Below are 11,792 nucleotides of genomic sequence, written 5' to 3' on the forward strand. Positions count from 1 at the left end.
AAGAAGCAGTATCAAAGATGCAAAAAGCCGGAATAATATCCGGAAAGCCCAACAACATCTTTGATCCTAAAGGCAGTGCAACAAGGGCAGAAGCATCCAAGATGATCGCAGTATTATTGCAGATTATTAGATAGAAGTGAACGCTATAACAAAATTTAACAGTTACTAACAATTATAATAAGAAGGGGCAGAGATTCCATTTGCCTCTTCTTTTATATATTTTAGATAAGTAAACCAAGCTAATATCAATAGGAAACAAATCATTAAATAATATAGAAATATTTAGAAGAAGAGATGCCCTGGAAGAAATAAAATGATAAAAGAGAATATCGAATAACCAAAATTTTACTTAATAATTTTTGTTTAACTTAAGGCTTATAGGGTATTAAATATAAAAGAAATGCTTAGAGAAAGCATATTAATGAAGGAGGATAATAAATGGTTAGGAAAGTTATATTTTATGAGTGTAAGGTTTGTGGCAATTTAGTAGGACTGATCAGAGAAGGGGGCGGGGAACTTGTATGTTGCGGCCAGCCAATGACAAAATTAGAGCCTAATACATTTGACGCCTCAAAAGAAAAACATGTACCTGTTGCTGTAAGAAAAGATGGAAAGATCTATGTAGAAGTAGGATCTGTCGAGCATCCTATGACTGATGCACATTATATTGAGTGGATTGCTGTAGTGACTGACAGAAGTACTGAGAAAAAAGTCCTAAAACCAGGAGAAGCTCCTAAAGCTGAATTCTGTGATGCAGAAGATGCTGAAGTATATGCATACTGCAACCTCCATGGACTTTGGAAAGCTCCTGTCAAATAACAAGTAATTTGATAGCTTTAGTAATATGAAATTATCCAAATAATGCTAATGTGAAATTATAAAGGGTAGCTCAGTGAAGAACTACCCTTTTATTTTCAGTGAAGAACTACTCATTTATTTATTGTGTAATTCATCCCATGCTCTACGCGCGGCAGAAATCATTTCTTCAATCATTGCGGCAGGATCTTTTGCTTTCATTATTCCGCTGGTAGAACCAGTTGCATCTGCTCCGGCTTTTATTATGTTATATACATCCTGTCCATTGCTTATTCCGGCTCCCTGCAAAACATATATATCAGGATTGACAGAACGTACAGCTTCTATTGACTTTTTCACGTAATCCATGTCGCTTATTTGACCTGTACCAATTAATTCTGGCGGTTCTGCAACAATAATGTTGGGAGCAAGATGTGCTATAGCGGCTGCTTCTTCAATAGTATCAGCACAAACTATGGTTGCCAGTCCGACCTCATCAGCACGTTTTATAGCCTTGTTCAACTCAGCCAGAGAGAGACGTTTTTCAGCATGATTCAACATTACACCAACAGCGCCGGCAGCCTTAACTGCTTCAGGAAGTACAGAACCCAAGCCTCTTCCGACTGTTATAGGGTCCATATGTTGGGCGAAAACCAATAAATGACTGGTTTCCCTGGCAATTGCGGGAATATCTGTATATTGAGGAGTAAATATAATCTGTACATCATATTTGGCAGATACTCTGTCTGCAACTTTTGCAAGTTCTAACAGTTCTTTACCGTACATATAAGCTTTTGGACCAATTTCAAAAAAAGGTGGTTTAATTTTAAAATTCTTTAACATATTATTACCTCCAGTTTTATATATGCCGACTTCGCCAGCATAAAACAATATGTATCAAAACAATACTAAATTAATGAAAATTATAACATAAAGGAAAAAATGTGTCTACTGTTTTGTTACGAAACACTAAATAATATGTTATTAATTATTTTCGATATAATTATTATACTATTACGTTAATATTATAATTTAGTTACATATTTATTGCTTTAATCTATAAAATCTTTTTGCTATTGATTTTTGTAAGCATTTGGATTAATATAAATTAAGGCATAACATTGTACGATGTACTGTTTTGAAAATGCATTTCATGCATACAAAGTTTAACGAAAAGAGGTGATTGATTTGGTAAAACTTGCACCATCTATGCTTTCAGCTGATTTTGCTTTCCTGGCAAGGGACGTGGAAATCGTAGAGAAAGCAGGAGCTGAATACCTACATATTGATGTTATGGATGGTATGTTTGTACCAAATATGTCTATTGGGCCGCAAATAGTAAAATGCTTGCGTCCTCATTCAAAAATGGTTTTTGATGTTCATTTAATGATAGTTGAACCGGAAAGATATGTTGAAAGCTTCATTAAAGCAGGAGCTGACATTATCACATTCCATTATGAAGCAACCAAAAAGGTTGAGGAAACCATTGAACTTATCAAGAGGTTAGGAGCTAAAGCAAGTATTTCAATTAAACCTAAAACACAACCCGAAGAAATAGAACATCTTATCAAAGATTTGGACATGGTGCTTATAATGTCTGTTGAACCAGGCTTTGGAGGTCAGTCTTTTATTCCAGAATCACTTGACAAAATAGACCGCACAAGAAAGCTTATCGACAAACATAACCCAGCTTGTGATTTGCAAGTAGATGGCGGAATTTACACCCATAATGTGGCAGATGTTGTTAAGGCGGGAGCAAATATAATAGTTGCCGGGAGTGCTATATTTAATGCCCCTGATATAGCAGGCGCAGTAAAAGCGTTCAGAGAGAAAGTTTCTAATTTATAATATATGGTTTGAAGATAAGTTTTTGATAAAGAATAATTTAGTATGGAGGATAAGAAAATGAAAGAACAATCTCTTAAAGCTGCTTTAGAATCTATAAAAATTGAGAGCAAAGCTATTGCTGACGTAGCGGAAAACATTGATATTGAAGCTTTTAAAAAAGCTGTGCAGGCTATTATTTCCAGCAATAAAACAATAACCTGTGCATGCGGCCATTCGGGAATAGCCGCCAAAAAATTTGCCCATGGATTATGCTGTGTTGAGATAAACGGATTTTTCCTTTCACCTGCAGAAGCAGTACATGGAGGTTTGGGAGGACTTAAAAAAGGTGATACTTTGGTCCTGGTGTCCAGAGGTGGCAAGACTGTTGAATTAATGCCGATTATGGATGTATGTAAGAAAAAAGGAGCCACTCTTATAGCTGTTACAGAGAATCTTGAATCACCTTTGGCAAAGAGTGCAGATATTGTTCTTCCTCTTAAGATTGAAAAGGAAAGCGATAAATTTAATACACAGGCAACTGCCAGCTTTGTAGCTACTATTGCTCTTTTTGACGCAATAATTGTTGCAATTATGGAAGAAACAGGTTATACTTCCGAGCAATTTGCTTTAATTCATCCAGGCGGAGCAGTAGGGGAACGTCTGAATAAACGGTAAATTTAAAGTTACTGAAACTCAAAACTCTTACAAATAAATACAGATGATAATTAAGCATTTATAAAATACCTCTTATTTTATACAATATAATTAATATACATAAGAGGTATTTTTATATAGATTTACAATGTTTATAATATCTTATTTGTTAATTAGAAAAGTGCTTATTAACCAGTGAAATATAATTTTCAGTTTGTATAGTTAAAAAATAAAATTATAAGGAGATTAGACTGTGCTTGATAAATCCCTCCCGTTTTTTAGAGTCATAATGGTAAGAAAGGCTGGAACTCCTGTCCCTGAACCATTACTTCCGGATGGTTATAAATTTGTTACTTTTATTGAAGGAGATGAAAGGCACTGGGCAGAAATTGAGACATCGGTTGGAGAATTTAATAATGTTTATGAGGCAGTTAATTATTACAGGGAAAACTATTTGCCCTATACAGAGGAAGTTAAACGAAGGACCATTTTTATACAGAATAAAGAAGGAGAAAAAATTGCCACATTGACCAATTGGTGGGGATATACCGGTGAAAGACGTGATCCCTGGATGCATTGGGTGGCAGTCAAACCAGAATATCAGGGGCTTGGCATGGGAAAAGCCATAGTTTTTGAGGGCGTGAGAAGAATGATACTTATTGAAGGTGACAGGGACTTTTATCTTCCTACCCAGACATGGAGTTACAAGGCCATTGGTGTATATCTAAAAGCTGGTTTCGAGTTTTGTAAGGAGAAATATGCAGGCGGTTTTGAAAATGAATATGAAAAAGCATTGCAAGTGATAAAGGATAAAATTAGGTAAAATAATATAATTAAAGTAATATTGGGCAAGATAAAGAAGTTAAAAGGCCACTCCTTTTGAGAGAGTGGCCAGAATGTTATTAACCCAGAATTGCTTTTAAGTCTTCTTCAGGTGTGCTTATAGGTTTCAAATTAAATTTATCTACTAGTACTTTAAGCACATTTGAGGAGAAGAAAGCCGGCAGTGAAGGTCCAATATATATTTTCTTTATTCCTAATGCCAGTAAGGTGAGAAGTATGCATACAGCTTTTTGTTCATACCAGGAGAGTACAAGAGTTAGTGGCAATTCATTTACTCCGCAGTTAAAAGCATTTGAAAGGGCCAACGCTACTTGTATTGCAGAGTAAGCATCATTGCACTGTCCCATATCCATTATACGAGGCAGTCCTCCGATTTCTCCAATGTCCAGGTCGTTAAAACGGTATTTTCCACAAGCAAGTGTAAGTATTACCGTATCCTTTGGTGCTTTATTAACAAATTCTGTATAATAATTTCTTCCTGGTTTTGCACCATCGCAGCCCCCTACAAGGAAGAAGTGCTTTATAGCTCCGCTCTTGACTGCATCGATAACTTTATCAGCCACTCCAAGGACTGTATTTCTTGCAAAACCAGTCATAAGAGTAGAACCGCCGTTTATGCCGGTAAATTCTTTATCCTCATCCCATCCTCCCAGCTCAAGGGCTTTTTGTATAACTGGGCTGAAGTCTTTTTTACCGTATTTTCCTTCAGGAATATGCTTTATTTCAGGATAACCTACTACAGAAGTAGTAAATACCCGGTCTGCATAACTTGGTTTTGGAGGCATAAGGCAGTTGGTAGTAAAAAGTATTGGAGCGGGGATGGAATCAAATTCTTTCTGTTGGTTTTGCCATGCCGTGCCAAAATTGCCTTTTAAATGAGTATATTTTTTCAGCTCAGGATATCCGTGGGCAGGAAGCATTTCACCGTGAGTATAGATATTAATTCCTTTGCCTTCTGTTTGTTCCAGCAACTGTTTTAAGTCATGCAAGTCATGGCCTGATATAACAATGAAAGGTCCTTTTTCTATCTTTGTTGAAACTTTAACCGGAACAGGATGTCCGTATGCTGAAGTGTTTGCCTCATCAAGAAGCGCCATGCATTTCAGGTTAACCTGGCCAAATTCCATTAGTAGATCCAGCCAACCTTCAACTGTATGTTCATCGCCAAGAGCTTTCATACCTTTATAAAACCACTTTGTAACTTCAGGATCTGTCTTGCCTAAAACATAAGCATGATGAGCATATGCAGCCATTCCACGGAGTCCAAGCAGCAATGTGGAACGCAATGAAACTATATCCTCATCTCCCTTCCAGAGAGATTCAACCGGGAAATCTTCTGCACCTCCAAGCAGCTCTTTTTCTTTAGCAGCAGTTTTTATATATTCTTCAATACGGTTACCGTCAAAATTTACGTTTGTAACTGTTGCAAAAAGTCCATCAATCATTATTTCATCTGCTTCTTTTCTGGTTTGTTTACCTTCGGCAGCCCTTGCGAGGCCAATTAAGGCACATGTAAGTTCATCTTGCTTGTTGGATACCTCTGGTTTTTTGCCGCAGACTCCCATTCTAATACAGCCTTTTCCTCCTGCAGTTTGTTCACATTGAAAACAAAACATATTTGACATTGAAAAAACCTCCTTACGAATTTTATTATTTGTTTTTATCTAAAGCAAAGCTTAAAGTGTGGTTAAGTTAAGATTATTTGAGTTAGTATTAATTTAAACATGGATATAGGTTAAACGGATTATGAAATATTCGTTTAAACTTTATTGATAATGCAATATTTTTCATTTTTAGACAAATATAACGCAAATATTCATACATACATAATAACATAAATTGTAAACAAATACATCAATTATCGACTTATATTTTATTCAAAAGGCTTAGCTTTAAATAAAGAAAGGCTAAGTTTCTACGATGTTACCGTCTGTGCTGATGATTGTTATGCTCCAGGGTATCATTTTGTTACTGTTTATGAGAGCCTGTTTTACAGCCTGCACAAGTCCTCCACAGCATGGTACTTCCATTCTTAGTACTGTTATACTCTTAATATCATGGTTTTTCAGAATTTCTCCAAGCTTTTCCGAGTAATCAGTAGCGTCAAGTTTAGGACATCCGATAATTGTAATCTTATTTCTCATAAAATCCCTGTGCATATTTGCATAGGCATACGCTGTACAATCAGCAGCAATCAGCAAATGGGCATTATCAAAGTAGGGTGCATTTACAGGAACCAGTCTTATCTGACAAGGCCATTGGCGTAACTGGGATTCATTTTCGAAATCATGCATTCCTGTATCATGTGTCCTGGCATTGAATGAAGAAGTTTTCCTTTCTATTGTTTTTGCATGGGATCCGGGACATCCGCAACCAAGATTATTAATAAAAGGTTTCTCATTAAGGTGAGCATTTGCCGGTCTAACTGAATTATCAGCTGCACTGGTTGTGCCAGTTTCCCTGTCAACAAGACTTAAAGCGCCTGAAGGACAATTTGGAAGGCAGGCTCCCAGTCCGTCACAGTAGGATTCAGAGACAAGTTTTGCCTTGCCGTTTACAAGCTGCAGTGCACCTTCATGGCATGTGTTCACACAAGTACCGCATCCTGTGCATTTTTCTTCATCTATTCTTATAACTTTTTTCATTCATAATCATCCTTTCTAGTTTAATTTATAAATAAAATAGTTTTTAATCAGTTAAAGAAACAATCTTAATTACATTGCTTGTTAATTCATGCTAATTATATTAAAATATCAAATATAAATCGGTATCCCTGGTTACCGAAATAAATGTAAAGAGGTTTAAAATGCTAAAAAGAATTAATGAAATAGAAGATTTAAATAAATATACAAGCATTTTGATAAAATCCATTTTATTTAAGGGGATAGGGAAAGATGAGATTAGTTCAATGATATATTGCCTTGATCCCAAGATATGTACTTACAAAAAGAATGAATATATAGCTTTGGCTGGAGACAGGTATATCGGTGTAGGAATATTGGTTAATGGTTCGGCGAGTATATCAAAAGAAAAGTTTTCAGGATCAAGAATTATAATGAAAATAATTGAACCCGGAGAGTTATTTGGTGAAATCATTGCTTTTTCTAATGAAGCAAACTGGCCGGTTACAATACAGGCTCTGGAAGAGAGTACCGTATTCTTTTTTGGTAAGGATAAGATTACAGGTTCATGTTCAAGGAACTGTCCCTGGCATATGTTAATTATAGAGAATATGCTGAGGATTGTGTCTGAACGAGCTATATTACTTAATAAAAAGGTTGAGTATTTATCTATAAAAAGTATAAGGGGTAAAATTAGTACATATTTACTTGAACAATATAAAAAAACTGGGAACAAGATATTCATGCTTCCATTAAAACGGGTTGAGATGGCTGAATTTTTAAATGTGTCCAGGCCTTCCATGTCAAGAGAAATGTGCCGCATGAGAGACGAAGGAATTATTGATTTCCATAGGTCTTCTGTCAGAATAATCGATTTGGATGCTTTAAAAAAAATGGCAGAAAGTTAACCCTGATTTATAACTCCAAAATTAGGTTATAGAGTTCGGAAGGGCTGTCAACAATGTAATCAGGATTACGGGAAAGAAGGAGATCCTTCGAATCATAGCCCCATGTAACAGATATTATTTTGATTCGGGATTTTTTACATGCAATGATATCACGATATTCATCCCCAATGTATATCACTTCCTCTTTTTTCAGATGCCGTTTTTTTAAAAGCTTGTTTATTGACTTGGATTTATCAAAAAGTCCTTTTGAAGTATAAATATCTTCAAATATATCTGCATTCTTGCTTTTCAGAAAGTGATTTATATTTTGAACTGAGTTTGATGATATCATTAAAAGCTTATAACCTTTATTTTTTAATTTATAAAGAACTTCCTCCATGCCATCCATCCATTGTATTTTATCAACATGATGCTTAATCTTGTCCTGGATAATTAAGCTTAAGGATGGTAATTTGTAAAGAGGTATACCCATTTTTTTGCATCTTTCTTTGATAGTCATGGATGACATGGACCTAATTGTATCCATGTCAATTTTAGGCTTATTTAATTGTTCAGCCAATTCATTGCATAAATTAAGATAAAGTGATGCAGAATCTACAATTGTACCATCAAAATCAAAAATAAGATATTTTATCAATTATTCACTTCCTTGCAGAGATTAAGTTATATGCAATAAATTAATGTTTTGCGGCGTTATTAGAGCGATAACCGGTAAAAAATATTATAGCATATTCAGGGGATTTTACAACTACGAATGAGGATAAAGCCGTTTTATCATTGAATCATGGGCATCTGTTTCAAAATTATCATCTATTCTGTCAAGTTTATTAAAATCTTTATATTTTTGTTTTAATGCAGTTTTTAGGAGATGGTCAGCCAGCCATGGATTCTTAGAGAGCAGGCTTCCGTGCGAATAGGAACAGAAGGTGTTTTTATAGATGGCTCCTTCATACTTGTCTTCTCCATTATTTCCATAACCTACAATTACTTTCCCAAGTGGAGAAACACCTGAGCCAAGATATGTCCTGCCGGAATGGTTTTCAAATCCTACGATTTTACCGTCAAACCCGTCGGTTTTTAAAAAGTCACACTCAAATACTATATTTCCAACCATCCGTTCCCTGCTTCCAATAGTCCAGAAATCCAATGCACCAAGAAACTTTATTTCTTCTCCTTCCCATGTTCTGTAATATTTGCCAAGAAGCTGATAACCTCCGCATATGCAAAGAAAAACCTTATCATTGTTAATTGCATTTTTAATTTCAGTACCCTTTTCTAAAATAAGATCTTTTTGAATGATCTTTTGTTCATAATCCTGACCGCCTCCTATGAAAACAATGTCATAGTCTTCAGGAATAAAAGCATCACCGATAGAAATCTTTTTAATTTCAACTGATATATTTCTCCACAAAGCACGCTGCTTTAGAACTATAACATTACCTTTGTCGCCATACATATTAAGAAGGTCCGGATAGAGATGGCATATAGTAATTTTATACATTGTTATTTTCAGAACTCCTTTAATTTGAACTTTTGTGCCAGAAGTTTTCTAATTTCCAGCATAGCTGTATAATTAGGCAGTATATATAAATCTCTATCTGTATCTAAGTTATTGATGCATTTATCTATCAGATAATCATAATCATCAACCACATGTATTTTGTGAGTGCTAAAACCAGCGTATTTCAAACGAACTGCCATATCGCGTCCTCTTGTACCTGAAACAAAAATGTTATTAATTCTGTCCTCGGTGGATTTAAACTTTTCAAAGTCCACATCCCACAACCAGGAAATATCCGTACCGTCTGCCAGACCATCGTTTATTAAAATCATAATGTCCTTATCATTTTCTTCTGAAATAAGAAAGTTAATTACCTGGTTAAATCCCACCGGGTTTTTCACTAAAATAATATTTATATTTCTTTTATTTGTTTTAATTGTTTCCATTCTGCCAAATCCTGGTTCAAAACCAGCAAGAGCATTCATAATACTTAAAGAAGGAAGACCTAATGCATACCCGCAGGCTGCTGCAGCTAATGCGTTATAAATATTGTATAGTCCCGGTAAATTAATTCTTCCATTCAGAACCTGAATTTCAGGTAAATCTTTATCTTTATTCTTATTCTCAAAAGTTAACTTAATCTGCGAGTGGCTGCTATCTGTATAATCAATGGAGATACATTTTACCTGTGTCATAGGACGGGAGTATCCACATGATTCGCAGTAGAATCCTCCCAGATGGCCGTAAGTATGATATCTATATTTGTATTTTTCTCTGCAGTAAATGCAGTAAACAGCGTCCGAATCAGTATCATTCATGTTGGCGTCTGTTTCTTGTTCAATGCCATAGTAAACTACTTTATTAATTACATTGTTCCCTAAAGATGCGCAAAGGGAGTCATCTGCATTAAGAATGAGTGTTGTGCCTGAATGCCCGGATATAAATCCCCGTATACCATTTAAAGTTGTATATAGTTCGCCATACCTGTCCAACTGATCTCTAAAAAAATTAGTAACGATTAGAATATCCGGTTCTATAAACTTACTTAAAGAAATTAAGGCTGCTTCATCAACTTCCAGTAAAGCTGTTGAAGCATTACTTTTTCCTGTTAAAGTTACTGCGTTTATGAAGGTGGTAGCTATACCGCTGGAAAGGTTTGCACCAGATTTATTGGTTATATACTTAATGGAACTCTCTTCCAAAATACGTCCTACAATTCTTACAGTTGTGGTCTTTCCATTTGTCCCTGTCACCATAATAAGTTTAAAATTTTTAGCCAAAACAGAAATAATCTGAGGATAAACCTTTAGAGCTATTTTCCCAGGAAGGGTTGTGGCACTTCTTTTTACCGCTTTTAATAATATAGTAATAATTTTTGCAATACTTACTGCGATTAAAAGTCTTAAATTCATAAATTACACCTAATAATTATCAAATGCTACTCAATGTTTAGTATAAATTTTATAATATTATATCAGAAATACTTTTCAATAAAAATATTCACTTTTAATATTATTTTTAAACAAATATTTACCATGAAAAATCAAGTAGAATATCAAGAAAGTAGATTTAAAAGAATGTATAAAAAAGTGAATAAAAAATGAGAAACCAGGTGTTAGTTTTCTTGGTTTTTTAAACAGGAATAGTGTTGAGAAATAAGCTCATCAAGCTCATTATTAATGGCAATTATTTCTTCTTCTGTTAATGACTGTTCTTCTTTAATTAATGTATTCAATCTGTCCTGAAGAGATCTTATCTTTAACAGCAATTTGTCGGAATTATTATAGTTCACAGAGATGGCACCCCTTTTTCAAATTGTTTATATTTTTTATATACCAACAATTCAGGTTTTGTAACTAGGAAATGTTTACTATTTATTGTTTTATTTTAAATTAATTCTAAAACTTTGTTATAAAAATCTTATCTTTATATTTTTCCAGCTGTTTTATAAGGGGGTATCCAAGTCCGTAACAAGCAATGGTTTCACCAATGGCAACCCAGACCATTGTAGCATATAAAGGCATATTAAGAACATAAAACAGGATAAAGCCAACAACTATTGCATTTACTATTATGGGAGGAAGAGGTACCAGATAAGGCTTTTTAATTTTATAAGAAAGTATGGCTGCAACAAGTGTGGCCAGACTGCCAAAAATTATATCATATATACCATTACCTCCTATTATATTGGATATAATACATCCTATAAATAATCCTGGTATTGCTGCAGGTGTAAAAAAGGGCAATACTGTAAGTGCTTCTGATATTCTGACTTGCAGCATTCCATAACTTATGGGTGCAAATAAAATTGTCAGGGCAGCATAAAGAGCTGCTATTACAGAAGCTTCTATAATAAATCGAAGACTTTTTGTAAGTCCCGTTAAATTATCATTCTTAAAAACCATGTTTGCTACTCCTATTATTGTCATGCAGATATAATATGTTCAATAACATAATTTACTTGATAACTGATTTTAATACATACTATTTTATATGTCAATTTACTGCATAAAACCGATAGCGTTAATTTACTGTAGGGAAAAGAAGTATAGATAACACCCTGATATTTAAGTTAGTGCAACCATTCCCGGTCACGCCCTTGACAACAAGCATCTCCCATATGGGTTTGTCAGCCAGGGCGGC

14 protein-coding genes are annotated in these 11,792 nt (G+C 34.7%); 6 read left to right on the top strand and 8 right to left on the bottom strand.

All coding sequences use genetic code 11. From position 1 onward, the window contains the following. Together GXX20_11840 and GXX20_11845 are read left to right on the top strand one after the other, a co-directional pair. The coding region (locus GXX20_11840; protein ID HHW32342.1) for an S-layer homology domain-containing protein at nt 1-134 on the top strand (134 nt) is incomplete at its 5' end. A 304-nt stretch (nt 135-438) separates the two neighbouring features. Beyond that, nucleotides 439-819 carry a desulfoferrodoxin gene (locus GXX20_11845; GenBank protein HHW32343.1) on the top strand — a complete coding sequence of 127 codons (381 nt, stop codon included), beginning with the start codon at nt 439-441 and terminating at the stop codon, nt 817-819. A 114-nt stretch (nt 820-933) separates the two neighbouring features. Here the strand turns inward: GXX20_11845 and GXX20_11850 are convergent, their stop codons facing one another. Then, nucleotides 934-1,638, bottom strand: a complete 705-nt coding sequence (locus GXX20_11850) for a triosephosphate isomerase (GenBank protein ID HHW32344.1) — start codon at nt 1,636-1,638, stop codon at nt 934-936. Nucleotides 1,639-1,983: 345 nt separating this feature from the next. Between GXX20_11850 and GXX20_11855 the strand changes: the two genes are divergently transcribed. The 3 genes from GXX20_11855 (at nt 1,984) to GXX20_11865 (ending at nt 4,099) form a co-directional block, all read left to right on the top strand. After that, the gene (locus tag GXX20_11855) at nt 1,984-2,643 is read left to right on the top strand and encodes a ribulose-phosphate 3-epimerase (protein HHW32345.1); all 660 of its coding nucleotides are present in this window, start codon (nt 1,984-1,986) and stop codon (nt 2,641-2,643) included. A gap of 57 nt (nt 2,644-2,700) precedes the next feature. Further along, nucleotides 2,701-3,297 carry an SIS domain-containing protein gene (locus tag GXX20_11860; GenBank protein HHW32346.1) on the top strand — a complete coding sequence of 199 codons (597 nt, stop codon included), beginning with the start codon at nt 2,701-2,703 and terminating at the stop codon, nt 3,295-3,297. Between the two features lie 232 nt (nt 3,298-3,529). Next, nucleotides 3,530-4,099, top strand: a complete 570-nt coding sequence (locus tag GXX20_11865) for a GNAT family N-acetyltransferase (protein HHW32347.1) — start codon at nt 3,530-3,532, stop codon at nt 4,097-4,099. Nucleotides 4,100-4,178: 79 nt separating this feature from the next. Here GXX20_11865 and hcp read toward each other — a convergent pair whose 3' ends face one another. Next, nucleotides 4,179-5,744, bottom strand: coding sequence for a hydroxylamine reductase (hcp, locus tag GXX20_11870; protein HHW32348.1), 1,566 nt, complete (start codon nt 5,742-5,744; stop codon nt 4,179-4,181). Nucleotides 5,745-6,026: 282 nt separating this feature from the next. Next, complete coding sequence (locus GXX20_11875; protein HHW32349.1) at nt 6,027-6,764, bottom strand: 4Fe-4S binding protein; 738 nt, start codon at nt 6,762-6,764, stop codon at nt 6,027-6,029. 161 nt (nt 6,765-6,925) lie between these two features. On the opposite strand from GXX20_11875, the gene GXX20_11880 reads away from it, so the two are divergent. After that, complete coding sequence (locus GXX20_11880) at nt 6,926-7,648, top strand: Crp/Fnr family transcriptional regulator (GenBank protein HHW32350.1); 723 nt, start codon at nt 6,926-6,928, stop codon at nt 7,646-7,648. A gap of 7 nt (nt 7,649-7,655) precedes the next feature. Here the strand turns inward: GXX20_11880 and GXX20_11885 are convergent, their stop codons facing one another. The 5 genes from GXX20_11885 to GXX20_11905 form a co-directional block, all read right to left on the bottom strand. Further along, nucleotides 7,656-8,285: an HAD-IA family hydrolase gene (locus GXX20_11885; protein HHW32351.1), complete on the bottom strand. Its 630-nt coding sequence runs from the start codon at nt 8,283-8,285 to the stop codon at nt 7,656-7,658. Between the two features lie 111 nt (nt 8,286-8,396). Beyond that, on the bottom strand, nt 8,397-9,149 hold the full coding sequence (locus tag GXX20_11890) for a glutamine amidotransferase (protein ID HHW32352.1): 753 nt from the start codon (nt 9,147-9,149) through the stop codon (nt 8,397-8,399). Nucleotides 9,150-9,157: 8 nt separating this feature from the next. Beyond that, nucleotides 9,158-10,561: a DUF1727 domain-containing protein gene (locus GXX20_11895; protein HHW32353.1), complete on the bottom strand. Its 1,404-nt coding sequence runs from the start codon at nt 10,559-10,561 to the stop codon at nt 9,158-9,160. A gap of 203 nt (nt 10,562-10,764) precedes the next feature. Further along, entirely contained in the window at nt 10,765-10,941 is a 177-nt protein-coding gene (locus GXX20_11900; GenBank protein ID HHW32354.1) for a Spo0E family sporulation regulatory protein-aspartic acid phosphatase, read from the bottom strand. Between the two features lie 106 nt (nt 10,942-11,047). Further along, nucleotides 11,048-11,554 (bottom strand): QueT transporter family protein, encoded by a 507-nt coding sequence (locus GXX20_11905; GenBank protein ID HHW32355.1) that lies wholly within the window; start codon nt 11,552-11,554, stop codon nt 11,048-11,050. Between the last annotated feature and the right edge of the window lie 238 nt (nt 11,555-11,792).

It is taken from the genome of Clostridiaceae bacterium, from assembly GCA_012840395.1.
Classification (GTDB): domain Bacteria; phylum Bacillota; class Clostridia; order Acetivibrionales; family DULL01; genus DULL01.

Coding starts and splice junctions, on each gene's coding strand:
- GXX20_11880 (HHW32350.1), top strand. CDS start 6,926: ATGCTAAAAAGAATTAATGAAATAGAAGATTTAAATAAATATACAAGC.
- GXX20_11845 (HHW32343.1), top strand. CDS start 439: ATGGTTAGGAAAGTTATATTTTATGAGTGTAAGGTTTGTGGCAATTTA.
- GXX20_11875 (HHW32349.1), bottom strand. CDS start 6,764: ATGAAAAAAGTTATAAGAATAGATGAAGAAAAATGCACAGGATGCGGT.
- GXX20_11850 (HHW32344.1), bottom strand. CDS start 1,638: ATGTTAAAGAATTTTAAAATTAAACCACCTTTTTTTGAAATTGGTCCA.
- GXX20_11890 (HHW32352.1), bottom strand. CDS start 9,149: ATGTATAAAATTACTATATGCCATCTCTATCCGGACCTTCTTAATATG.
- hcp (HHW32348.1), bottom strand. CDS start 5,744: ATGTCAAATATGTTTTGTTTTCAATGTGAACAAACTGCAGGAGGAAAA.
- GXX20_11860 (HHW32346.1), top strand. CDS start 2,701: ATGAAAGAACAATCTCTTAAAGCTGCTTTAGAATCTATAAAAATTGAG.
- GXX20_11895 (HHW32353.1), bottom strand. CDS start 10,561: ATGAATTTAAGACTTTTAATCGCAGTAAGTATTGCAAAAATTATTACT.
- GXX20_11905 (HHW32355.1), bottom strand. CDS start 11,554: ATGGTTTTTAAGAATGATAATTTAACGGGACTTACAAAAAGTCTTCGA.